24 protein-coding genes are annotated in these 23,363 nt (G+C 60.5%); 10 read left to right on the top strand and 14 right to left on the bottom strand.

The window, feature by feature from the left end; all coding sequences use genetic code 11:
* Positions 1 to 87 precede the first annotated feature (87 nt).
* From rlmD to PMI32_RS14905, 5 genes are all read right to left on the bottom strand, one after another.
* Complete coding sequence (rlmD, locus tag PMI32_RS14925) at positions 88 to 1,440, bottom strand: 23S rRNA (uracil(1939)-C(5))-methyltransferase RlmD (RefSeq protein WP_008029319.1); 1,353 nt, start codon at positions 1,438 to 1,440, stop codon at positions 88 to 90.
* On the bottom strand, positions 1,440 to 2,342 hold the full coding sequence (gene cysM, locus PMI32_RS14920; protein WP_008029320.1) for a cysteine synthase CysM: 903 nt from the start codon (positions 2,340 to 2,342) through the stop codon (positions 1,440 to 1,442). The genes rlmD and cysM overlap by 1 nt, the downstream gene beginning before the upstream one ends.
* 108 nt (positions 2,343 to 2,450) lie before the next feature.
* Positions 2,451 to 3,473: a PDDEXK nuclease domain-containing protein gene (locus PMI32_RS14915; protein WP_008029321.1), complete on the bottom strand. Its 1,023-nt coding sequence runs from the start codon at positions 3,471 to 3,473 to the stop codon at positions 2,451 to 2,453.
* A gap of 184 nt (positions 3,474 to 3,657) precedes the next feature.
* The gene (locus PMI32_RS14910; RefSeq protein ID WP_008029322.1) at positions 3,658 to 5,064 is read right to left on the bottom strand and encodes a sensor histidine kinase; all 1,407 of its coding nucleotides are present in this window, start codon (positions 5,062 to 5,064) and stop codon (positions 3,658 to 3,660) included.
* Positions 5,051 to 5,773: a response regulator transcription factor gene (locus PMI32_RS14905; RefSeq protein ID WP_008029324.1), complete on the bottom strand. Its 723-nt coding sequence runs from the start codon at positions 5,771 to 5,773 to the stop codon at positions 5,051 to 5,053. The genes PMI32_RS14910 and PMI32_RS14905 overlap by 14 nt, the downstream gene beginning before the upstream one ends.
* 214 nt (positions 5,774 to 5,987) lie before the next feature.
* On the opposite strand from PMI32_RS14905, the gene PMI32_RS14900 reads away from it, so the two are divergent.
* Both PMI32_RS14900 and PMI32_RS14895 read left to right on the top strand, forming a co-directional pair.
* Positions 5,988 to 8,741, top strand: coding sequence for a response regulator (locus PMI32_RS14900; RefSeq protein WP_008029326.1), 2,754 nt, complete (start codon positions 5,988 to 5,990; stop codon positions 8,739 to 8,741).
* Positions 8,742 to 8,940: 199 nt separating this feature from the next.
* On the top strand, positions 8,941 to 9,930 hold the full coding sequence (locus tag PMI32_RS14895) for a 2-hydroxyacid dehydrogenase (protein ID WP_008029328.1): 990 nt from the start codon (positions 8,941 to 8,943) through the stop codon (positions 9,928 to 9,930).
* 5 nt (positions 9,931 to 9,935) lie between these two features.
* On the opposite strand, the gene PMI32_RS14890 is transcribed toward PMI32_RS14895, so the two are convergent.
* Positions 9,936 to 10,316, bottom strand: a complete 381-nt coding sequence (locus PMI32_RS14890) for a hypothetical protein (RefSeq protein ID WP_008029330.1) — start codon at positions 10,314 to 10,316, stop codon at positions 9,936 to 9,938.
* A gap of 134 nt (positions 10,317 to 10,450) precedes the next feature.
* On the opposite strand from PMI32_RS14890, the gene PMI32_RS14885 reads away from it, so the two are divergent.
* Entirely contained in the window at positions 10,451 to 10,885 is a 435-nt protein-coding gene (locus tag PMI32_RS14885) for a hypothetical protein (RefSeq protein ID WP_008029332.1), read from the top strand.
* The gene (locus PMI32_RS14880) at positions 10,885 to 11,289 is read left to right on the top strand and encodes an META domain-containing protein (RefSeq protein WP_008029336.1); all 405 of its coding nucleotides are present in this window, start codon (positions 10,885 to 10,887) and stop codon (positions 11,287 to 11,289) included. Before PMI32_RS14885 ends, PMI32_RS14880 begins: the two co-directional genes overlap by 1 nt.
* A gap of 163 nt (positions 11,290 to 11,452) precedes the next feature.
* Here PMI32_RS14880 and PMI32_RS14875 read toward each other — a convergent pair whose 3' ends face one another.
* Entirely contained in the window at positions 11,453 to 11,920 is a 468-nt protein-coding gene (locus PMI32_RS14875) for a TlpA disulfide reductase family protein (protein ID WP_008029338.1), read from the bottom strand.
* A 114-nt stretch (positions 11,921 to 12,034) separates the two neighbouring features.
* Between PMI32_RS14875 and arsC the strand changes: the two genes are divergently transcribed.
* From arsC to PMI32_RS14860, 3 genes are read left to right on the top strand one after another with little or no spacing between them, the layout of a single operon-like run.
* The gene (gene arsC / locus PMI32_RS14870) at positions 12,035 to 12,388 is read left to right on the top strand and encodes an arsenate reductase (glutaredoxin) (protein WP_008029340.1); all 354 of its coding nucleotides are present in this window, start codon (positions 12,035 to 12,037) and stop codon (positions 12,386 to 12,388) included.
* Positions 12,385 to 12,981, top strand: coding sequence for an NAD(P)H:quinone oxidoreductase (gene wrbA / locus PMI32_RS14865; RefSeq protein ID WP_008011647.1), 597 nt, complete (start codon positions 12,385 to 12,387; stop codon positions 12,979 to 12,981). The genes arsC and wrbA overlap by 4 nt, the downstream gene beginning before the upstream one ends.
* 1 nt (position 12,982) lies before the next feature.
* Positions 12,983 to 13,408, top strand: a complete 426-nt coding sequence (locus PMI32_RS14860; protein WP_008029342.1) for a DUF2069 domain-containing protein — start codon at positions 12,983 to 12,985, stop codon at positions 13,406 to 13,408.
* A gap of 89 nt (positions 13,409 to 13,497) precedes the next feature.
* Here the strand turns inward: PMI32_RS14860 and PMI32_RS14855 are convergent, their stop codons facing one another.
* Together PMI32_RS14855 and ttcA are read right to left on the bottom strand one after the other, a co-directional pair.
* Positions 13,498 to 14,172 (bottom strand): DNA-3-methyladenine glycosylase I, encoded by a 675-nt coding sequence (locus tag PMI32_RS14855; protein WP_008029344.1) that lies wholly within the window; start codon positions 14,170 to 14,172, stop codon positions 13,498 to 13,500.
* A gap of 129 nt (positions 14,173 to 14,301) precedes the next feature.
* Positions 14,302 to 15,126, bottom strand: a complete 825-nt coding sequence (gene ttcA / locus PMI32_RS14850; protein ID WP_008029346.1) for a tRNA 2-thiocytidine(32) synthetase TtcA — start codon at positions 15,124 to 15,126, stop codon at positions 14,302 to 14,304.
* Between the two features lie 374 nt (positions 15,127 to 15,500).
* On the opposite strand from ttcA, the gene PMI32_RS14845 reads away from it, so the two are divergent.
* Together PMI32_RS14845 and PMI32_RS14840 are read left to right on the top strand one after the other, a co-directional pair.
* On the top strand, positions 15,501 to 16,103 hold the full coding sequence (locus PMI32_RS14845; protein ID WP_008029348.1) for a Yip1 family protein: 603 nt from the start codon (positions 15,501 to 15,503) through the stop codon (positions 16,101 to 16,103).
* A 148-nt stretch (positions 16,104 to 16,251) separates the two neighbouring features.
* Positions 16,252 to 16,746: a SprT family zinc-dependent metalloprotease gene (locus tag PMI32_RS14840; protein WP_008029350.1), complete on the top strand. Its 495-nt coding sequence runs from the start codon at positions 16,252 to 16,254 to the stop codon at positions 16,744 to 16,746.
* Between the two features lie 135 nt (positions 16,747 to 16,881).
* Here the strand turns inward: PMI32_RS14840 and PMI32_RS14835 are convergent, their stop codons facing one another.
* Both PMI32_RS14835 and PMI32_RS14830 read right to left on the bottom strand, forming a co-directional pair.
* Positions 16,882 to 18,063 carry a CaiB/BaiF CoA transferase family protein gene (locus tag PMI32_RS14835; protein WP_008029351.1) on the bottom strand — a complete coding sequence of 394 codons (1,182 nt, stop codon included), beginning with the start codon at positions 18,061 to 18,063 and terminating at the stop codon, positions 16,882 to 16,884.
* A 147-nt stretch (positions 18,064 to 18,210) separates the two neighbouring features.
* Positions 18,211 to 19,545: a dicarboxylate/amino acid:cation symporter gene (locus PMI32_RS14830; RefSeq protein WP_008029353.1), complete on the bottom strand. Its 1,335-nt coding sequence runs from the start codon at positions 19,543 to 19,545 to the stop codon at positions 18,211 to 18,213.
* Positions 19,546 to 19,883: 338 nt separating this feature from the next.
* On the opposite strand from PMI32_RS14830, the gene PMI32_RS14825 reads away from it, so the two are divergent.
* Positions 19,884 to 20,882 (top strand): AraC family transcriptional regulator, encoded by a 999-nt coding sequence (locus tag PMI32_RS14825; protein ID WP_008029356.1) that lies wholly within the window; start codon positions 19,884 to 19,886, stop codon positions 20,880 to 20,882.
* 99 nt (positions 20,883 to 20,981) lie between these two features.
* On the opposite strand, the gene PMI32_RS14820 is transcribed toward PMI32_RS14825, so the two are convergent.
* The 3 genes from PMI32_RS14820 to PMI32_RS14810 are packed head-to-tail and all read right to left on the bottom strand — an operon-like array spanning position 20,982 to position 23,356.
* A complete protein-coding gene (locus PMI32_RS14820) occupies positions 20,982 to 22,328 on the bottom strand; it encodes an ATP-binding protein (RefSeq protein ID WP_008029358.1) in 1,347 nt (448 codons plus the stop codon).
* Complete coding sequence (locus PMI32_RS14815; RefSeq protein ID WP_008029360.1) at positions 22,325 to 23,002, bottom strand: response regulator; 678 nt, start codon at positions 23,000 to 23,002, stop codon at positions 22,325 to 22,327. Before PMI32_RS14815 ends, PMI32_RS14820 begins: the two co-directional genes overlap by 4 nt.
* A 48-nt stretch (positions 23,003 to 23,050) precedes the next feature.
* A complete protein-coding gene (locus tag PMI32_RS14810) occupies positions 23,051 to 23,356 on the bottom strand; it encodes a hypothetical protein (protein WP_008029361.1) in 306 nt (101 codons plus the stop codon).
* Positions 23,357 to 23,363 lie beyond the last annotated feature (7 nt).

A 23,363-nucleotide genomic window follows, 5' to 3' on the forward strand; every position in this document is an offset into this window, starting at 1 on the left:
TCAAATCGCTGACCTTCGCTGCCCATGAGCCCACGTCGGGCTGGTACGCGGCTGCACGGGCGGGCCAGTCGGACCAGACGAGCCTTCCTAACTCGCTTCAAATAACGCCATGGCTTCGACATGTGCCGTCTGAGGAAACATATCGAGAATCCCGGCACGTTTTAACCGGTAGCCCTGCTTGATCAATTCCACTGTGTCGCGCGCCAGCGTTGCCGGATTGCATGACACATACACCAACCGCTCGGCACCCATCGACTTGAGCTTGCGCACCACCTCGAAAGCACCGTCACGGGGTGGGTCCAAGAGTACCGCACAAAAGCCTTCGCGCGCCCATTCGGCATCGGTCAAAGGCTGGGATAAATCGGCCTGAAAAAACTTCGCATTATGAAGATTGTTGCTAGCGGCGTTCGCGGCTGCCCGCTCGACCATCGCCTGCACACCTTCGACTGCCACCACTTCGCGAACCGCTTTGGCCAGCGGCAAGGCAAAGTTGCCCAACCCACAGAATAGATCGAGAACGCGCTCATCCGCTGTCGGCTTCAACCAGTCCAGCGCCTGGGCAACCATCGCTTCGTTGACCGCCGCGTTGACCTGAATGAAGTCTCCCGGCCGGTACGCCAGGTCCAAATCCCACTGTTCAAGGCGATAGCCCAAAGACTGATCGGCTTGAACCGGCTGTGGTTCGCCCTCTCCATGCAGCCACAATTGAGCTTCATGAAACGAGCAGAAATCCTTGAGGATCGTCAGATCGGATTCAGACAACGGCGCCATGTGCCGCAGCAAAACCGCCAACGACGAACCACTGAACAATTCCACATGCCCCAACGCCTGAGGCTTGCTCAAGCGGCGGAGCATTTCCGGCAAGCGGGTCATGATCGGTTGCAAGGGCTGTACCAGCACCGGGCATTCGTTGATCGCAACGATGTCCTGACTGCCAGCGGCGCGGAAACCGACTTCGAGCTTTTTCGCTTTCATGTCCCAGCGCACCGCTACACGGGCGCGACGGCGGTAAGCGAATTCCGGACCGCTTAACGGCGCGGCCCATTCTTCGGGCTCGACACCGGCGACCTTCGACAATTGCTCGGCGAGCATGCGCTGTTTCAGGGCAAGTTGTTCGGTGTGCGGCAGATGTTGCACGCTGCAACCGCCACAGCGACCGGCATGCGGGCACGGTGCCGGGCGACGCAGTTCGCTGGCCTGGAACACACGCTCGGTGCGCGCCTCGACTACTTTGCCGTGGGCGCCCAACACGCGCGCCTCGACCTCTTCACCGGCCAATGCGCCGATGACGAACCAGGTGCGACCTTCGAAAAACGCGATACCGCGACCGTCATTCGCCAGGCGCTCTATAGTCAGGCGCTGCTTTTTGCCGGTCGGAATTTGCGGGGCCTTGCTGCCGCCGGTGGGCTGGAAGCGCAGGCCTCTCTCGTGCTTGGCCATCAGTTGGGCGCGTCGAAAATGCCGGTCGACAAGTAACGGTCGCCACGGTCGCAGATGATCGCGACGATCACCGCGTTTTCAACTTCTTTGGACAGTCGCAGCATCGCTGCCACGGCACCGCCCGAAGACACGCCGCAGAAGATGCCTTCTTCGCGCGCCAGACGACGGGTCACGTCCTCGGCTTCGCTTTGCGCCATGTCGACGATGCGGTCCACGCGATCGGCCTGGTAGATCTTCGGCAGGTATTCCTGCGGCCAGCGACGGATGCCCGGGATCGCCGAGCCTTCCATCGGTTGCAGGCCGATGATCTGCACGTTGTCGTTCTGCTCTTTCAAGTAGCGCGACACGCCCATGATGGTGCCTGTGGTGCCCATCGAACTGACGAAATGAGTGATGGTGCCCTCGGTCTGACGCCAGATTTCCGGGCCCGTGGTGGTGTAGTGCGCTTCCGGGTTATCACCGTTGGCGAACTGGTCCAGCACCTTGCCACGGCCTTCGGCTTCCATTCGCTGAGCGAGGTCGCGTGCGCCTTCCATGCCTTCTTCCTGGGTGACCAGGATCAGCTCGGCGCCATACGCCGTCATCGCGGCTTTACGTTCGGCGCTGGAGTTGTCCGGCATGATCAGGATCATCTTGTAACCCTTGATCGCGGCGGCCATGGCCAGGGCGATCCCGGTGTTGCCCGAGGTCGCTTCGATCAGCGTATCGCCGACGTGGATCTGCCCGCGCAACTCGGCGCGGGTAATCATCGACAGCGCCGGCCGGTCCTTGACCGAACCCGCCGGGTTGTTCCCTTCGAGCTTGAGCAAAAGGGTATTGCTGGTGGCGCCGGGCAGGCGCTGCAAACGGACCAGCGGAGTGTTGCCGACGCAATCGGCGATGGTTGGGTACTGCAAGGTCATGGCGTATTCGCAATCCAGACTGCGGGGGCGCCTATCATACCGGCAAACGTTGGAAGGCCATATCACGCAAAGTGCGGTGCTTATGGCTTATGGGAATAAGCGACTGATTCAGCCTTCTTTTGCCTGTGCAGCATTCAAGGCATAGAACTCATGCAGCTTGGCCTGAAGCAATTGTTTGTCCGGTAGCTGAACCTGGTACTCGGCAATCAGCGCTGGCGACAGACTGCGATTAAGGGCGTACTCGACCACTTCATCTTCCTTACTGGCACAAAGCAATACCCCAATGGCAGGGTTTTCGTGGGGCTTGCGCTCACCACGATCCAGCGCTTCCAGATAGAAATTCAGCTTGCCCAGGTACTCCGGTTCGAAACGACCGACCTTTAGTTCAATGGCCACCAGGCAGTTGAGCCCACGGTGGAAGAACAACAGGTCCAGAGCGAAATCCCGGCCGCCAACTTGCAGCGGGTATTCGGAACCGACAAAGCAGAAGTCGCGGCCAAGCTCGATCAGAAACTCCTTGAGGCGTGCCAGTAAACCCTGATGCAGATCGGTTTCGGCGTGGGTGCCGGGCAGGTCGAGAAACTCGATCATGTAAGCGTCGCGGAATATCTCAAGTGCCGAGGGGTGAGTTTGTTTCAGCGCGGCGGAGGCTTTTGCCGGTTGGGTGATACTGCGTTCGAACAGCGCAGCCTTTAACTGGCGTTCCAGCTCGCGCTTCGACCACTTTTCCTGAACGGACATACGCAGATAAAACTCGCGCTCTTCCGGGTGTTTGCTTTGGCTTAGGACAATCATGTTATGGGTCCAGGGTAATTGTCTCACCAGTGGTGAGACAATTAAGTCGCCCCGATAAGTCTCGTAGAACTGGCGCATGCGGAACAGATTTGGCCGGGTAAAACCACGCAACCCGGGTTGCGTCCGGGCCAGATGCTCAGCCAACTGACTGATCACGGCATCCCCCCATTCAGCCAGTTCAATCTTGCGACTGATGTAAGCACCAACCTGCCAGTACAACTCGATCAGCTGGGTATTCACCGTCTGTATCGCCTGTTGCCTGGCACCGTGAATCAGTGCAAGCACTTCATTGAAACGGTCGTCGGTTGTGTTGCCGGGAACGTGGATTGCAGTCATGCCTGATTCCTTGAACATGAGTTAAAGCGTGAGCTTAAACCGTCAAAGATGCTTGAAATGACCGGTGATACCCTTTGGGAAATGTCGTACACAATCTCGGGAACGCTCCGGCAAAATCAGAGCGGTGGTGGATGGGAGGGCCTCTTCGCGAGCAGGCTCGCTCCCACAGGGAATCAGGGGGGGATCACACCATTTGCGGTCGGCACACATCCACTGTGGGAGCGAGCCTGCTCGCGATGGCGTCATCAGCCACCAACCGCATGTTCAGCCGCAACCCTGCCCCAGTGTTCTCAGCCCAAAGCCGTCCGCCCTGGCGCTGCACCGCATTCCTCGCAATGCTCAGCCCCAACCCGAACCCACCATTCCCCGGCCGCGAACCATCGAGTCGAGTGAACGGCGAGAAGATCCGCTCAAGATCCTCTTCAGCCACCCCGCCCCCTTCATCCTCCAGCCACAGATGCCAGTAACCGCCTTCACGCCGTCCATCCAGACGCACGATGCCGCCCTTCGGTGAATGGCGAATGGCATTGCGCAGGATGTTTTCCAGAGCCTGGGCCAGGGTGTTGAGATTGCCGCGCACCCAGCAGGATGAATCCACCGCGCACTGCAATTGGTCGGTGGGGCAGCAACTTTCATAGCAGGCGTTGTCCGTGAGCATTTCCCACAGAGCCTGAATCTGGATCGCCTCGTCGGGCAAGGGCGTGCGCTCGGTGTCGAGCCAGGCCAGTTGCAGCGTGTCTTCGACCAACCGTTGCATGCCATCGACTTCGCGACCAATGCGTTCGCGCAGTTGCACCAGACTTTGCTCACCCTCACTCGCCACGCGCAAACGACTCAAGGGTGTGCGCAATTCGTGGGACAGGTCGCGCAGCAGCTGTTGTTGCAGGGCCACCGTGCTTTGCAGGCGCTCGGACATGTGATCGAACGCGCGGCCCAGCTCACCCAGTTCATCGCAGCGATTGGTCGTGCGGCTCGACAGGCGCACGCCCAACTGGTCGGCGCGCCACGCATTGGCCTGCTCGCGCAGTTGATTGAGGGGCACGACCAGCAATCGATACAGTCCGACGCACAACAGCAAGGTGAACAGTCCGGGAATCACGCCGTTGGTGATGACGCGCCAGAACACCCGGTAGCGCCCCGGCTTGAACCGCTGGGGCAGTTCGATCACCAGGCTGCCGACGGATGAGTCGCCGGGAAACGGCACGCGCAGCCACGGCAGGCGTTTTTTGTGAATGGGCCAGTCCAGGCCACGCAGAAAAGTCAGGCGCTGGATTTCCTGGTCCGTCAGCGATTGGCTGCTCAACGACTGCAAATCGCCGCCAATCACACCCACCCAGCCCTTTTCACGCTGTCGCATCTCCTGCAGCCAGGCATCGACACCTGCGCTCTGCCCCTGCTGCCATGCCTGTTCGGCTTCGGCGGCATAGCGCGTCAGAGTGCCTCGGGCTTCGTCAGAGAGAAACTGGTTGCGCTGTTCCATGTAGCGGCCCCAGGACCAGCTCAGCCAGATCATCAGCAGACAGAACGCCACCAGCAGACAGGCGAGTTTCCAGAACAGCGAATGCCTGCCCGGCAGGTCAGACCACTTCATGGTCAGCACTCAGGACATAGCCCTTGCCCCACACCGTGCGCACTTCCCGCTCGGTGTAGCCGATGGCCTTGAGCTTGCGACGGATCTGGCTGATGTGCATGTCGAGGCTGCGGTCGTGAGCCGCGTAACCCCGTTGCAACACGTGCTGATAAAGGAAGGCTTTGCTCAGCACCTCATCGCCGTTGCGATGGAGGGTGTCCAGCAACCGGTACTCGCTGCGGGTCAGGCCGGCGGCGTGTTCGCCATAGAACACCTCGAAGCATTCATCGTCGAAACGCAGGCTGTCTGCCACCAGGGAAACCGGCGCCACGGCCGGGCGACGATCCAGTGCGACGCGCCGCAGGATCGCTTCGATGCGCACGCGCAACTCGGCCATGCTGAAGGGCTTGGGCAAATAATCATCGGCGCCGAGGCGGAAACCGCTGATGCGATCGGCTTCGGCGCCCAGTGCCGACATCAGCACCACCGGGGTGGAATGGCTCTTGCGCAATTGGGTTAGCACGTTCAATCCATTCATGCCCGGCAGCAGAATGTCCATCAGCACCACATCGAAGGCTTGCTCACGGGCAATCGCCAGGCCTTCCTGGCCGTTTTGGCACCAGGTCACCTGGAAACCGCTACAGCCCAGTTGCTCGTGTACATAAGCACCGAGCACCAGGTCGTCTTCGATGGAGAGGATTCGGGGATGGCCAACAGAGATGGGAGTCATGAGTATCTGCAAATAATTCTCAGTTGATGATTATTCAAGATTGCCTCGCCGGGGGCAACCCAAGGTTTGCCAGCCACGCAAAAGCGCTGGACTGCCCGACGAATGACGTCATCAATTTTACGAGGATTGCCCGCAAGCAAATCGCTACACTGCGCAAGTGGCGTGTACCGGATGTACGCGCAGGTTCTTAAATGGCTGGATGCAGGAGAGAGGCGTGCTCAAGAAACTGGGAATAAAAGGCCGCGTGCTGTTGCTGACCTTGCTTCCGACCAGCCTGATGGCCTTGGTGCTGGGCGGCTATTTCACCTGGATGCAGCAATCCGACCTGCAAACCCAACTCATGCAGCGTGGCGAAATGATCGCCGAACAGCTCGCGCCCCTTGTCGCGCCGGCCATGAGCCACAAGGACACCGAACTGCTGGAGCGCATCGCCACCCAAGCGCTGGAAACGCCCGATGTGCGCGCGGTGACGCTCCTCGCCCCGGACCGCTCGTCGCTGGCGCATGCTGGCCCGACCATGCTCAATCCGGCGCCGCTGGGCAATGGCTCGCAAATGCTGCGCCGCAGCGGCAACGATGCGACGCGTTACCTGCTGCCGGTGTTCGGCAAGCACCGCAACCTGGCCGGTGACCTGATACCCGAGGAATCTGACCGATTGCTGGGTTGGGTCGAACTCGAACTGTCCCACAACGGCATGCTGCTGCGCGGTTATCGCAGCCTGTTCGCCAGCCTGCTGTTGATCGGCGCGGGCCTCGCCGGTGCGGCGCTGCTGGCATTGCGCATGGGCCGTACGATCAATCGGCCGCTGAGCCAGATCAAGCAAGCGGTGGCGCAACTCAAGGACGGTCATCTGGAAACCCGCCTGCCGCCGCTCGGCAGTCAGGAGCTCGATGAACTGGCGTCCGGCATCAACCGCATGGCCGGCACCCTGCAGAACGCCCAGGAAGAATTGCAGCACAGCATCGATCAGGCCACCGAAGACGTGCGCCAGAACCTGGAAACCATCGAAATCCAGAACATCGAGCTGGACCTGGCGCGCAAGGAAGCCCTGGAAGCGAGCCGGATCAAATCCGAATTCCTCGCCAACATGAGCCATGAAATCCGCACGCCGCTCAACGGCATTCTCGGTTTCACCCATCTGCTGCAAAAAAGCGAACTGACCCCGCGTCAGCTCGACTACCTGGGCACCATCGAAAAATCCGCCGACAGCCTGCTGGGGATCATCAACGAGATCCTCGACTTCTCGAAAATCGAGGCCGGCAAACTGGTGCTCGACCACATTCCGTTCAACCTGCGCGATTTGCTTCAAGACACCCTGACCATCCTCGCCCCGGCCGCCCATGCCAAACAACTGGAACTGGTGAGCCTGGTCTATCGCGACACGCCACTGTCGCTGGTCGGCGATCCACTTCGCCTGAAGCAGATCCTCACCAACCTGGTGAGCAACGCGATCAAGTTCACCCGCGAAGGCACCATCGTTGCCCGCGCCATGCTCGAAGACGAGCATGAAGACAGCGTGCAACTGCGCATCAGCATTCAGGACACCGGCATCGGCCTGTCGAACGAGGACGTGCGCGCGCTGTTCCAGGCCTTCAGCCAGGCCGACAACTCGCTGTCCCGGCAACCCGGCGGCACCGGTCTGGGGCTGGTGATTTCCAAGCGCCTGATCGAACAGATGGGCGGCGAGATCGGCGTCGACAGCACGCCGGGCGAAGGCTCGGAATTCTGGATCAGCCTGAGCCTGCCGAAAACCCGCGACGACGCCGAAGACCTGCCCGCTCCGCCGTTGCTCGGACGCCGCGTCGCCGTGCTGGAGAACCACGAACTGGCCCGTCAGGCGTTGCAGCATCAACTGGAAGACTGTGGCCTGGAAGTCACCCCGTTCAATACCCTGGAAAGCCTGACCAATGGCGTGACCGGCGCACACCAGACCGATCTCGCGATCGACCTCGCCGTGCTCGGCATCACCAGCAATGACATGCCGCCGGAGCGCCTCAACCAGCATATCTGGGACCTTGAGCACCTCGGCTGCAAAGTGCTGGTGCTGTGCCCGACCACCGAACAGACGCTGTTCCACCTCTCGGTGCCGAACCCGCACAGCCAGCTCCAGGCCAAGCCGGCCTGCACACGCAAGTTGCGCCGGGCCTTGTCCGATCTGGTCAATCCGCGCCAACAACGTAGCGATCCCGGCGAACCGGTGTCCAGCCGCGCGCCGAAGGTGCTCTGCGTCGACGACAACCCGGCCAATCTGTTGCTGGTGCAAACCCTGCTCGAAGACCTTGGCGCCAAGGTGCTTGCGGTGGAAAGCGGCTATGCCGCCGTCAAAGCGGTGCAGACCGAGACCTTCGATCTGGTGTTAATGGACGTGCAGATGCCCGGCATGGATGGTCGTCAGAGCACCGAAACCATTCGCCAGTGGGAAAGCGAACGGCATTGCACGCCGCTGCCGATCGTGGCCCTGACCGCTCACGCGATGGCCAACGAAAAACGCGCGCTGCTGCAAAGTGGCATGGATGATTACCTGACCAAACCGATCAGCGAGCGGCAATTGGCGCAGGTGGTGTTGAAGTGGACCGGCCTGGCGTTGCGCAATCAAGGGCCCGAGCGTTCCAGCGACAGTCATGGCGGCAGCCACGAGTTGCAAGTGCTGGATCACGAAGAAGGGTTGCGGCTGGCGGCGGGCAAGGCGGATCTGGCGGCGGACATGCTGGCGATGTTGCTGGCATCGCTGGAAGCCGACCGCGAAGCCATCCGCTTCGCCCGGGAAACCAACGATCACAACGCATTGATCGAACGCGTGCACCGCCTGCACGGCGCCACCCGTTATTGCGGCGTGCCGCAGTTGCGCGCTGCCTGCCAGCGCAGCGAAACCCTGCTAAAGCAACAGGACCCGAAGGCTCCGGGCGCATTGGAAGACCTCGACCGGGCCATCAATCGCCTGGCGGCGCATGCCCGTATCAATGCTTGATGCAACGCAATGGCGTTGATCACCATCAGCGCTAGTCTCACCGCAATCATTGTAGGAGCCGGCTTGCCGGCGATGGCGGCCTCAAGAGCGACGTAGCATTTGATGACCCCATCGCTGGCAAGCCAGCTCTTACAGGGATCCGGGCGGGCCTGAAGTTTTCGGCAACAGGCATACAGCGTGAATGTTCCAGGAGGATTGCATGCGTACGATTCTTTTCAGCAGCCAGACCTACGACCGCGACAGTTTTCTCGGCGCCGACCTCCCTGCCGGCATCGAGCTGCACTTTCAATCGGCGCGACTCAGCCTCGACACGGCAGCGCTGGCGGAACAACACGAAGTGGTCTGTGCCTTTATCAATGACGACCTCAGCGCCCCAGTGCTCGAACGCCTGGCAGCGGGCGGCACACGCCTGATTGCCCTGCGCTCGGCCGGCTACAACCATGTCGACCTGGCGGTGGCGAAGCGCCTGGGGTTGTCGATCGTGCGGGTTCCGGCCTACTCGCCCCACGCAGTGGCCGAACACGCGGTGGCGCTGATCCTGGCGCTCAACCGTCGTTTGCACCGTGCCTATAACCGCACCCGCGAAGGGGATTTCAGCCTCCACGGGCTGACGGGTTTCGATCTGGTGGGCAAAACGGTCGGCGTGGTTGGCACCGGGCAAATCGGCGCGACCTTCGCGAAAATCATGAACGGTTTCGGCTGCCGGCTACTGGCCTATGATCCTTACCCCAATCCACAGGTCGAAGCCCTCGGCGCACGTTATTTGAGTTTGCCCGAGCTGCTGGCCGAATCGCAGATCATCAGCCTGCACTGCCCGCTCAATGAGCAGAGCAAACACCTGATCAACCGCGAGTCACTGGCGCACATGCAAGCCGGCGCCATGTTGATCAATACCGGTCGCGGCGGCCTGGTGGACACACCGGCGCTGATCGACGCGCTGAAGGACGGCCAACTCGGTTATCTGGGGCTGGATGTGTATGAAGAAGAGGCGCAGCTATTCTTCGAGGACCGTTCCGACCTGCCGCTACAGGACGATGTGCTGGCGCGCCTGCTGACCTTCCCGAACGTGATCGTCACCGCGCATCAGGCCTTCCTGACCCGTGAAGCCCTGGGTGCAATTGCCGCGACGACGTTGCAGAACATTGCAGCCTGGGCGGCCGGCACACCGCAGAATCAGGTCGAGGGCTGAGCGGATCAGGCCTTGGACAACAGGATCATCAAGGCCAGCCAGCCAAAACCGAGCAAGCGTTGGCCTGTTGAATGCCCGCGACGCAGCAGGAACCAGACAAAAAACGGTGGCAGAAAGAAAATCATCAGTTTCAGCCACAGCTCCACCGGACGCGAACCGTTGAGCGGCGGAGCGGGAATCGCTGCTTCGACGTCGGCTTTGCGTTTACGCCCGAACGCGGCCGGCGAAACCTTGGCCACACTCTCGTCTTGCGGTAAACGTCCGAAAGACAGTGGCGCCTTCGACGTTGCCGCTTGCGCCTCTCGTGTCGGCGCACCGCAATGAACACAAGCAGGCGCCGTTGAACTGATGCGTTGCTTGCACTCAAAACATTCGATTAACGCCATGTCCGTTCCTTAGAAATGCAAAAGCGGCAGTTTGCCATGAGTCGGCAGGTCATTTGAACCTGATCGAAGGTCATCTGCTTGCGCAATGCTGCGTGCAGGCCCGTGCTAGCATACCGCGCATATTTGGAGGACCCATGGTCGAACACGATTTCCGCTATAACCTGATGAACCCGCAACACACCCTCACCGAATGCCGCGCCCTCGTGCCGGGGCGTTATCAAGTCACCGGCAACGGCGGCTCGATTCGCAACAATGACGTGCTGGTCGTGACCCTCAAAGGTGCCAAGGACTTGTCCATGCGCCTGACCGTCGAAACGGTTCGCCATTTGATCAACCCGCCCGGTCAATGGGTCGCGGTGGCCAGTGGTCCGGTGTTCGGTGAACTGGCGATCCACACCTGGAAAGTCAACTGCGACAGCTGCGCCAAAGAGCTGAGCTTCGAGTTCGCGGTCGACGCCAAACTGGGTAACAAGGCTGAAAAGCCTGCCGCCACCGCGCGGATCGCCGAGTTGGGCTGGACCGCCGTCGGTGAGAAGCATCTGTGCCCGAAATGCCAGGAGCCTGCGTGATGAAACGCCTTGCTCTGACCGCAATGGTCGGCGCCAGCCTGCTGGGCTGTGCCGCCGAGCCGGTAAAATTGCAGCAGAACCGCAGCTACATTCTGGAATGGATCGGCGAACGCCCGCTGATGGATTACAGCCACCTGACCGTCACCCTCGGCGAAGATGGCCGGGCCTATGGCAGCGGCGGCTGCAACCACTGGTTCGCACCGTATACGCTCGAAGACGACAAGCTGAGTTTCGGCAAGGTCGGCAGCACGCGCAAACTGTGCGCGCCGGCGTTGATGGAACAGGAAAAGCGCTTCCTCCAGGCCCTGGAAAACGTGCAGCGCTGGGATGTTTCGCCGATCGACCAGATGCGCTTCTGGCCGGCCGAAGGCAAGCCGCTGCGTTGGTGGCTCGAAGAAGGTTAAGCCTTGCCGGCGATGATGGCGGGTCAATCACCATTAATTCCGCCTGATACACGTTCCCCCTTGTAGGAGCCGGCTTGCTGGCGATGGCGGTGTGTCATTCAACACTTATGTCGCCTGGTACGCCGCCATCGCCAGCAAGCCGGCTCCTACAGGTCCGTGTGAATCAATTCGTTGCTTTTAACGCCTCAAGCTTTGCCATCACCCCCGCCGCTGTCTGCTCGCCCATCAACTGTTCCCGCACCTTGCCTTTGTTATCGATGATGTACGTCACCGGCAACGCCTCGCTGCGCGGCAGTTCAAACAATTCCGCCGGATCCGAAGCCAATACGGTGAACCTGATCCCCAGTTTCTCGCTGGCGCTTTTCAGCTCTTCGCCCTGCACGTTGTCGAAGTTGACCCCGAACACACCGATCTTCTTGTCCTTCAACTGCTCGGCCAGCCCGTTCAATTCCGGGATCTCGGTTCGGCACGGGCCGCACCATTCGGCCCAGTAATTAAGCACCAGCCATTGTTTGTCCAGACGTTCGGCGGCGACTTTTTGGCCGTTCTGATCGATGCCATAGTCATTGCCGCAGCCCCCCAACATCAGCGCACCGATGATCGCCAATGCCGCTGCCAATCGCCTTGTCATGTCGTGATCCTTGTTCAAAATTGAATGCGCCTGCGACCCATCGCCTCCCAAGGTTCTGGATTACGCGCTGCACAGTTAGAATAGCCGTCACCTTACGCAAGATGCGACCCGCACATGACCGATCTGACGCTTTATCACAACCCGCGCTGCTCGAAATCCCGCGGTGCGCTCGAACTGCTCGAAGCCCGTGGCCTAACGCCGACCGTGGTCCGCTACCTCGAGACCCCGCTGGACGCCGCGCAATTGCAGAGCCTGCTGAAAAAGCTCGGCCTCGGCGCCCGGCAATTGCTGCGCACCGGTGAAGACGAGTACAAGACCCTCAACCTCGCCGACGCCAGCCTGAGCGAGGCGCAATTGATCGCCGCCATCGCTGCGCACCCGAAACTGATGGAGCGACCGATTCTCGAAGTCGGTGACAAAGCCGTCATCGGCCGTCCGCCGGAGAACGTGCTGGAGTTGCTGCCGTGAGCGCGCCGTACATTCTGGTTCTGTATTACAGCCGCAGCGGCTCGACCAATGAAATGGCGCGGCAGATCGCCCGCGGTGTCGAGCAGTCCGGGATGGAAGCGCGCCTGCGCACCGTGCCGGCGATTTCCACCGAGTGCGAAGCGGTGTCGCCGGACATTCCGGACGAAGGCGCGCTGTACGCCAGCCTCGACGACCTGAAGAACTGCGCAGGCCTGGCCCTCGGCAGCCCGACGCGTTTCGGCAACATGGCCGCACCGCTCAAATACTTCCTCGACGGCACCAGCAACCTGTGGCTGACCGGCGCCCTCGTCGGCAAACCGGCCGGGGTTTTCACTTCCACCGCGAGCCTGCACGGCGGTCAGGAAACCACGCTGCTGTCGATGATGTTGCCGCTGCTGCACCACGGCATGCTGATCACCGGCCTGCCGTACAGCGAATCTGCGTTGCTGGAAACCCGTGGCGGCGGCACGCCTTATGGCGCCAGTCATCACGCTGGCGCCGATGGCAAAAGCGGCTTGAATGAACATGAAGTGGCGCTGTGCCGGGCCTTGGGTCTGCGCCTGGCGAAGACCGCACAAAAGTTGGTGAGCTGAGATGGCGAAAAAGCCGAAGATCCTGCCTTCCATTGAATGGCTCGAACCGCGGGTTCGGGCGATGCGCGTCATCAGTCTGCTGTGCTACTTCGGTCTGGTGGGATTGCTCTGCGCTTATTACCTGGTGGTCGCCGACCTGCATGGCGCGCGGCCGTGGGTGATTCTGCTGATCGAACTGGTGCCGCTGCTGTTGCTGGCGCCGGGGATGATCGTCGGCAGCGCGCGCGGGCATTCGTGGATGTGTTTTGTGGTGAACCTGTATTTCATCAAGGGCGCACTGGCGGCGTATGACCCGAACCGGCAGCTGTTCGGTTTGCTGGAAATGGGCGCGAGCCTGGCGGTGTTCTGCTCGGCGCTGTTGTATGTGCGGTGGCGGTTTCAGTTGAATCGCAAACTGGCTGGCGAGGGTGAGATTTCCGTCGCCTGATCGGGCCTCTTCGCGGGCAAGCCTCGCTCCTACAGGAATCTGAGAAACCTGTAGGAGCGAGGCTTGCCCGCGAAGGGCATCACTCGATATCAATGATTGGCGGTGTACGCCAGCATCATCGAAATCTGGCTCATCGGCCGCCCGCCGCTTTCTTCATGCCACTGGTTGAACACGCCCTGCACCGTGGCCAGGTCCCGCAGGCTGGTTGGCACTTTGTCGACGATCTTCTGCGCATTCAGCGCCGCCACCACGTCATAACTCGGCACGAAGGTGTCCTTGCCGACCATGCGCAGGAAGCGCGGTGCCGACAAGCCACCCAATTGATGACCGTGCTTTTTCAGGTAGGTCCACAAGCCGACGATATCGGTCACCGGCCAATCGGCGATCAACTCGCCAAAGCTGCCTTTCTCATGGGCCACGTCCAGCACGAACTGCGCATTGCGCGGCACGCTCTTGAGCTTGCCCAGGTGGCGGATGATCCGCGCGTCCTGCATCAGGCGTTCAAGGTGTTCGGCGCTCATCAGCACGACTTTTTCCGGGTCGAACTTGAAGAACACTTCTTCGAAGGCCGGCCACTTGGCGTCCACCAGGCTGTGCTTGAGCCCCGCGCGGAACACACGCAGCGCCATGGTCGAGAGGTAGCGATCGTCGCTGATATCGCGCAATTGCGCGGCAGTCTTCGGAACGGGCAGATGGGCTTCCAGTTCGGCTGCGGAACCGAAGCGGTTCAGACAGTATTCGTGCAGCCACTTGTAATCGCGCATGCCCTCTCCTGAGGATTGAAATGAAAAACCTGTGGGAGCGGGCTTGCTCGCGAAGGCGGTGTGTCAGTCAACATTAGCGCTGAATGACACACCGCCTTCGCGAGCAAGCCCGCTCCCACACGATTTGTGTCAGAGGTTTACTACGTTAACGAACCGCGACATGGCGGTTTCGTCGATCCGCAGGTTGGTGAAGTCGAACAGGTTGCGGTCCGCCAATTGCGACGGGATCACGTTTTGCAAGCTGCGGAAAATGCTTTCGGTGCGACCCGGCGTCTTGCGCTCCCATTCCTGCAGCATTTCCTTGACCACCTGACGTTGCAGGTTTTCCTGGGAACCGCAGAGGTTGCACGGAATGATCGGGAATTGCTTGAGGTCCGAGTAGGCCTGGATGTCTTTTTCGTTGCAGTAGGCCAACGGGCGGATCACCACGTTGCGGCCGTCGTCGGCTCGCAGCTTCGGCGGCATGGCCTTGAGCGAGCCGTTGAAGAACATATTGAGGAAGAACGTTTCGACGATGTCGTCGCGGTGGTGACCAAGGGCCATTTTGGTCGCGCCGATTTCGTCGGCAAAGGTGTAGAGCGTGCCGCGACGCAGGCGCGAGCATAGCGAGCAGGTGGTCTTGCCTTCCGGAATCAGCTCCTTGACCACCGAATACGTGTCTTTCTCGACGATGTGGTATTCGATGCCCAGGGTTTTGAGGTACGCCGGCAGCACGTCCTCAGGGAAACCCGGCTGCTTCTGGTCCATGTTCACGGCCACGATCTCGAACTTGATCGGCGCGACCTTCTGCAAATGCATCAGCACATCGAGCATGGTGTAGCTGTCCTTGCCTCCGGACAGGCAGACCATGACCTTGTCGCCGTCTTCAATCATGTTGAAATCGGCGACAGCCTCACCGGCCTGACGGCGAAGGCGCTTTTGCAGTTTGTTCTGGTTGACCGTGAGAGTGCCCATGACGCGAGATCCGTGAGGTGTGACGAAAGGCCGGCATTTTACGCAAAAACCCGCCTCCGGCGAAGAGCCCCCTATCCCCTGTGGGAGCGGGCTTGCTCGCGAAAGCGGTGTGTCAGTCAACATCAGCGCTGAATGACACGCCGCTTTCGCGAGCAAGCCCGCTCCCACAGGGGATTGTGGTTGACAGTCCCAGTGGCGATTAACAGCCTTGTTTACAGCGCGATTTGCTCTAACGCCCTACAACCTGCGGGGTTAAGACCTTTCTATACTGCGTCATAAGGTCGCACACATATCCAGACCTTTACTTACTTGGCCACTTTGGCCTGTAGGCGCTCCACTGGGGGGCGACGGTAAAAACAAGAGGAGTGACTGGCATGATCCATCACGTAGTGGGGCTCTTCACCCACCCCGACCAGGAATGGAAAGAAATCCGTGGCGACCAAGAGGAAAGCATCAGCCACATGTACCTGACCCACACGCTGATTCTGGCGGCGATCCCCGCCGTGTCGGCGTTTATCGGCACCACGCAGGTCGGCTGGGTAATTGGCAGCCGGGCACCGGTGATGCTGACGCAGGAAAGCGCGCTATGGATGACGATCATGTCGTACGTGGCGATGCTCGGCGGCGTTGCCGTAATGGGCGCGTTCATCCACTGGATGGCCCGCACCTATGACGCCAACCCGAGTCTGGCACGTTGCGTTGCGTTTGCGACCTACACCGCGACCCCGCTGTTCATTGGCGGCCTCGCGGCACTGTACCCACACATGTGGCTGGGGATGATCGTCGGGACGGCGGCCATCTGCTACACGGTGTACCTGCTGTATGTGGGGCTTCCAACTTTCATGAACATTCCATCTGACGAGGGATTTCTGTTTTCAAGTTCGGTGCTCGCCGTCGGTTTAGTCGTACTGGTGGCGATCATGGCATTCACTGTCATTGTCTGGGGACTCGGCGTGGGGCCGGTCTACACGAATTAGTTACGCTCGCCACCCAAAATCAAGATCTGCCAATACAGGCCGCCGCAAGGCGGCCTTTCAATGTGGGGGTAACGACCATTCGGCGCCCTGGCGATTCGCAAGGCCCGAGCGTTGCGGCATACTCGACGTCTCTGGAGATCCATCAAGCATGCCCGAGCAACTCAATACCCGCGTCGAAGACTGTTACCAACAAGCCGAATCCTTTTTCAAACGAACCTTCAAACGCCCCGTGGTGAGCCTCAAGCTGCGCGGGCAGAAAGCCGGTGTCGCGCATCTGCACGAGAACCTGCTGCGCTTCAATCCGCAGCTGTACCGCGAAAACACTGAAGACTTCCTCAAGCAGACCGTGGCCCATGAAGTCGCCCACCTGATCGCTCATCAGCTGTTTGGCGATCGCATCCAGCCCCACGGCGAAGAGTGGCAACTGATCATGCGTGGCGTGTACGAACTGCCGCCCAATCGCTGCCACACCTACGACGTCAAGCGTCGCAGCGTGACGCGCTATATCTACAAATGCCCGTGCGCCGACAGTGATTTCCCGTTTTCGGCGCAGCGCCACAGCCTGGTGCGGCAGGGGCGGCGGTATTTGTGTCGGCGGTGCCGGAGCACGTTGGTGTTCAGTGGGGAGATGCGGGTCGAGTAAGTCGGATTTGTGGTGTTTTGGCGGGCCCCTTCGCGGGCAAGCCCGCTCCCACAGGTTTCATTGTCGTTCACAAATAATGCGGTCACCAAAATCCCTGTGGGAGCGGGCTTGCCCGCGAAGAGGCCATCGAAAACCCTACATAATCACCTTGGCACGCCGCAATTCGGCAATCCGCTCAGCACCAAACCCCAACTCCCCCAACACCTGATCCGTATGTTCACCCAGCGCCGCACCGATATGCCGAGGCTCGGGCAAACCATCCGAGAACTTCAACGGACACGCCATCTGCGCCTGGCTCGTGCCATCTCCTCGCGGCACGTCGGTCACCAATTCCCGCGCCTGCAACTGCGGATGCCGAATCGCCTCACCCAAGGTCAGCACCGGCTCGACGCACGCATCGAGCTCGGCAAACAGCGCGCACAATTCGGCAAAGTCGTGTTTCTCGAATTCAGTCTGCAGCGCGTCCTTTAGCCTCTTTTGCTGGGCAGGCTGAGGTGACAGGCCCAATGTCGCCAACTCCTCCAGCCCCAGTGCCGTGCACAGTTGTTTCATGAACGGCGGCTCCAGGCTGCCCACCGATAACCAGCGGCCATCCCGTGAACGGTAATAATCGTAGAAGCTGCCGCCGTTGAGCATCTGGTCTTCCCGGCCCGGCTCCTCGCCGCAGGCCAGGTACCCGGCCCCGGCCATGGCGTTCAGGCTGAACGCGCAGTCGGTCATGCTCACATCCAGATGCTGCCCCAACCCGCTTTGTTGCCGGGCGATCACCGCCGCCAGCAGGCCGATGACGCCGTGCAACGAACCGCCGGCGACATCCGCCACTTGCACGCCCAAGGGCAGCGGGCCGTTGTCGGCGCGGCCGGTGTAGCTCGCCAGCCCCGCCAGCGCCAGGTAATTGATGTCGTGGCCGGCGCGATCCTTGTAGGGGCCGGTTTGCCCGTATCCAGTGATCGACACATAGATCAGCTTTGGGTTGATGGCTTTCAACGCTTCATACCCCAGGCCCAATCGTTCCATGACACCGGGGCGGAATTGCTCCAGGACGATGTCGTAGTCCTGCACCAGTTGCTTGATCACCGCCAGCGCCTCGGGCTGCTTGAGGTCCAGCGCCAGGCTGCGCTTGTTGCGATTGAGGTACGCGTGGCTGGCCGACACGCCTTGGTCATGGGGCGGCAGCACCCGCAACAGGTCCATGCGGGTCGGCGACTCGATGCGCAAAACCTCGGCGCCCATGTCAGCCAATAACAGCGAGGCGAACGGCCCCGGCAACAATGTCGAGAAATCCAGAACCTTGAGTGATGCCAATGGGCCGGGCATGAGCGATCTCCGTATTCGATGCCTCCAGCCTAGGCAGCCAATCACATTGCAGCAATCACCTGATGTGTCAGCAACTGTGACCGTTACGCTCAAATTCCAGGCATGAGAAAAAACCCGCCGAAGCGGGTTTTTTCATGACAACGCGTGTTACTTGACGTTGCTTGGGGTTGGGCCTTCAGCCACACCCAGGTCGTCTACTTCACGTTCATCGGAGATACCGCGACCACCGGAAGCCAGCTCGACTTGCAGCTTGTCTTCGTCCAGCTCTTTCACCCACTTGGCCACGACCAGGGTCGCAACAGCATTACCAACAAGGTTGGTCAGCGCACGGGCTTCGGACATGAAGCGGTCGATACCGAGGATCAGCGCCAGGCCGGCTACTGGCAGAGTACCCACGGCCGACAGAGTGGCTGCCAGCACGATGAAACCACTACCGGTCACACCTGCCGCACCTTTGGAGGACAACAGCAGCACCAGCAGCAAGGTGATCTGGTGAGTGAGGTCCATCGGCGTATCAGTCGCCTGAGCGATAAACACAGCCGCCATGGTCAGGTAGATCGAAGTACCGTCGAGGTTGAAGGAGTAACCAGTCGGGATCACCAGACCCACTACCGATTTATCCGCACCCAGGCGTTCCATTTTGATCAGCATGCGTGGCAGAGCCGATTCCGACGAGGAAGTGCCCAGTACGATCAGCAGTTCTTCACGGATGTAGCGGATCAGCTTGAGTACGCTGAAACCATGCGCGCGGCAGATGGCGCCCAATACCAGAACCACAAACAGGATGCAGGTGATGTAGAAGCAGATCATCAGTTGACCAAGCTGTACCAGCGAGCCAACACCGTAAGCACCAATGGTGAAGGCCATGGCACCGAAGGCACCGACCGGCGCGAGCTTCATGATCATGTTGATGATGTTGAACATCACGTGGGCGAAGCGATCGATAAAGTCCAGGACCGGCTTGCCGTACGCACCCAGGCGATGCAGGGCGAAACCGAAGATCACCGAGAACATCAGAACTTGCAGGATATCGCCGTTGGCGAAAGCGCCGACGATGGTGTTAGGGATCACATTGAGGATAAAGGCGACGATGCTCTGGTCTTTACCGGCCGAGATGAAGCCAGCGATTTTGCTGGTATCCAGAGTCGTTACGTCGATGTGCATGCCGGCGCCCGGTTGCACGACGTTGACCACGACCAGACCGATCAGCAAGGCAATAGTGGAAACGATTTCGAAGTACAGCAGCGCATAACCGCCGGTCTTGCCGACCGATTTCATGTTCTGCATGCCGGCGATACCGCTGACGACCGTACAGAAGATGATTGGAGCGATGACCATTTTGATCAGTTTGATGAACCCGTCACCCAGCGGCTTGAGGGCCACACCGGTCTGCGGGTAGAAGTGACCAAGCAGGATGCCGATGGCGATGGCAACGATCACCTGGAAATACAGGGATTTGTACAGTGGCTGACGAGTCGTCATTGCAAAGTTCCTCAAGAGTGCGCGCTAACAACATCCATCTGTTGCCCACGACACCTGAATTGCGAACCCTCCTGCACTGGAGGGATTTGTTTTTTCGAGCTGCACGACGGCAGGCATCTGCTCGTTACATCGCAAGCGGCGTGCCACTTTTGCAAAATCCGCTGCGAGCCTTTTGACATCTGGGGTTACAGGTTCAACGTGCCTTGGGTGCGCTATAAAACAGTGGCGGATTTCCGCCCATCCGCCAAACCTCGTCCTGCAATTTGGCGGATATCCGCCTTGTCCATTGCCTGACCCGACGACTACCATCCGTCGTTCAATAGACGGACCTGCCTTCTATGCGCGAACGTACCATCGCCAGCCATTTCGCCCGTGCCGCCCTCGGTGGCGCGCGTCGGCTGGGTCATGACTGTTCAAACCTGTTGCAACAACTCGGCATCAGCCCCGAGCTGCTGGAAGAACCGCGTGCGCGCATTGCGCCTGAGCAGTTCACCCGCTTGATCCAGGGATTGTGGCTGGCACTCGACGACGAGTACCTGGGCTTCGGGCCTGTGCCGAGTAAAACCGGCAGTTTCGCGATGATGTGCCATGCGGTGATTCACTGCCGCAATCTCGACAAGGCACTGCATCGCGGCTTGTTGTTTTATAGCCTGTTCCCCGGCGGCCCGCGCCTGACCCTGACCCGCGAAAACGAAATGATCCGCCTGAGCCTGGACGATTCGCAGTTTCAGGACCCGGACCATTTCCTCACCGAAAGCCAGTTGATGGTCTGGCATCGCCTCGGCAGTTGGCTGATCGGCCAGCGCATCCGCCTGGAACAAGCGACGTTCAGCTACCCGAAGCCCGAGCACGGCGCCGAATACGAGTTGCTGTTCCCCTGCCCGATGGAGTTTTCAGCGGCGCAGAGCAGTCTGCTGTTCCACAGTCGCTACCTGAACATGCCGTTGCTGCAGGACGAGCGGACCCTCAAGCATTTCCTCGAACACTCCCCCGCCGACCTGTTGTCGCGCCCGGATGACGGCGACAGCCTGAGCAGCCAGTTGCGCCGTTTGCTCAGCCGCGACAGTGCGCGCTGGCCGGACCTGGAAGCGGTGGCCGCGCACCTGCACATCAGCCCGCAGACGCTACGCCGGCATTTGCGCGAAGAGGGTTCGAGTTTTCAGGAGTTGAAGGATCAGTTGCGCCGGGACATTGCGATTTATCACCTGGGGCGCGCGGACCTGTCGTTGCAACAGATTGCCGAGCAGCTGGGGTTTTCCGAGCCTTCGGCGTTTCATCGGGCGTTCAAGAAATGGACCGGGCTTACACCCGGAGCCTACCGCGCGCAGGAGAATTAAAACGCATAACCTGTAGGAGCCGGCTTGCCGGCGATGGCGTCCTTGAAATCGCCATCGCCGGCAAGCCGGCTCCTACAGGGGATCGCGGTGTTTCGGCAATCACACCACCGGAAAATGAATCCGGAACGCCGCGCCGCCCATGGGCGAATCGCCCAGGGTCAGCTTCGCGTTGTAACTCTCGATGATGTCCTTGACCACCGCCAACCCGATCCCCTGCCCCGGGTGCTGACGGTCCAGCCGTTCGCCGCGCTGCAGAATCCGCGCACGCTGATCCGGCGGCACACCCGGCCCGTCGTCCTCGACGCACAATTCGACCCCGCTCAAGGTCTCGCGCACGCTGATGCGCACTTCGCCCAGGCACAGGCGATAGGCGTTTTCCAGCAGGTTGCCCATCATTTCCAGCAAGGCGCCCTGCTCGATGGGCACGTAGCATTGCTCCGGCAGATCGAAGGCCACCCGCACGCGTTTGTCACGGTAGACCTTGTCCAGCGTGTCGCAGAGACTTTGCAGCACCGGACGCAACCGCACCTGATGGCGCACCAGGCCGCTTTTGCGCAGGCTGGCGCGCTGCAACTGATAGCTGATCTGCTGGCTCATGCGCTCGATCTGGGTTTGCAGCACCCAGGCCTGATCGCGATCCGCCGGGCGTTGCGCCATGTCTTCGCTGACGCCTTGCAGCACGGTCAACGGGGTTTTCAGGCTGTGGGCCAGGTCGTCGAGGGAATCGCGATAGCGGCTGCGCTGTTCGCGCTCGCTGTGCAGCAAGCGGTTGAGCGAGCCGGTCAGGCGCAACAATTCACGCGGGTGCTGTTCGCTGAGGCTTTCGCGGGTGCCGCTTTCGATTTCGTCGAGCTCCTGACTGAGTCGACGCAACGCCTGCAAACCCCAGGTCAGGCCGATCCACAACAACGCCAGCAGCACCAACAAAGCGGCGCCGAAACCCAGATAGAGATTTTCCCGCAGGCCTTCGAGGGTGTCTTCGTACTCGCGCACCGGCTGCAGCGCGACGATGCTGAACGCCGCGCTTTTGCCGCCGAGCAGTTTGACTTCGACGTCATAGACGAAGAATTCCTGGCCGTTGGCTTCGCTGATCCTCGCGAACTCGTTACCGCGCCCGTCGTAACGCGGTTTGTAGTTGATGTCCTCTTCCTGAGTCCCCTTCGAGCGCCAGACCAGGTGACCTTCACGGTCATAGATGTAGCCGAGCAAACGGCTGTCGGTGAGGTTGAAACGCTCGTCGGGCAACTGCGCCGGCATCTGCAAGTGGTTGCCCTCGACCCGGGCGGCGGAAATCAGCGTGGTGACGTCCGACGCCAGGCGCTGCTCGATGGAGTCCTGCAGCGCCAGGCTGAACGCGCCCTGCATCGCCGGCAGCAACGCCAGCATGAACAACACCGCCAGGATCGTGGCGGCGAGCATCAAACGGACACGAAGCGAACGAATCAAGTGCAGCGCTCATTGAACAGGTAGCCGAGGCCCCGCACGGTGTCGATCGGCTTGAAGCCGGCCGGGCCTTCGAGTTTGCGGCGCAAGCGGCCGACCAGCACTTCGATCACGTTCGGATCGCGCTCGTCGTCATCCGGGTAGAGCTGCTCCATCAAGCGGTCCTTGGCCACCACTTGCTGGTGATGGCGCATCAGGTATTCGAGGATCCGGTACTCGTAGGCAGTCAGCGCCAGCGGTTGTTCATCGAGGGACGCCTGCTTGCGATTGAGGTCGAGCAGCAGCGGCCCGGCGACGATGGTCGACTGGGTGAAACCGCTGGAACGACGCAGCAAGGCATTCAGGCGCGCATCCAGCTCTTCGAACTGGAACGGCTTGACCACGTAATCGTCGGCGCCGGCAGCGAGGCCTTCGACCTTGTCCTGCCAGTTGCCGCGCGCGGTGAGGATCAGGATCGGGAAGGTCTTGCCCCGCGAGCGCAGCTGACGGATCAGGTCGAGCCCGCCCATGCCGGGCAGGCCGAGGTCGATCACCGCCAGGTCATGGTTGAATTGCTCGGTCTGGTACAGCGCCTCCTCGGCGTTGGCCACGGACTCGACCACGTGGCCACTGTCCGTCAGGCGGGTTTGCAGGTGATGGCGCAACAGCGCTTCATCTTCGACGACCAGCAATTTCATAACGCTCTCCCGGGCAATTCAACCTCTCCAGAGGTGCAACGGCGTATTTCAAGACAGATCATAGCGGCCCATGAGGTTCTCCTGACGGAGTTTAATGCCATTGTGAAAGACCGACACGTTCGCGTAAGCAGCGCAGTAATCGGCCTGAGGGTTCGGGCGGCCCAACTGCGCGCCCCAGGCACTGTCATGACTGACCACGCCGTTCGTGCCGATGCTGTGCAGGGTGAGGGACTTTTTGGGTCGCTCGCCGGTCTTCCCAAGAGCAAGGCTGGCGACATTATCGTCGGAAGCGAACGCCGCGGTGCTCGCGCTCAAAACGGTGAATGCCAACAGCAGGTTTTTAAAGCCAGTCATAGGGGAA

The sequence above is a fragment of the Pseudomonas sp. GM60 genome (genome assembly GCF_000282415.1).
Taxonomy (GTDB): domain Bacteria; phylum Pseudomonadota; class Gammaproteobacteria; order Pseudomonadales; family Pseudomonadaceae; genus Aquipseudomonas; species Aquipseudomonas migulae.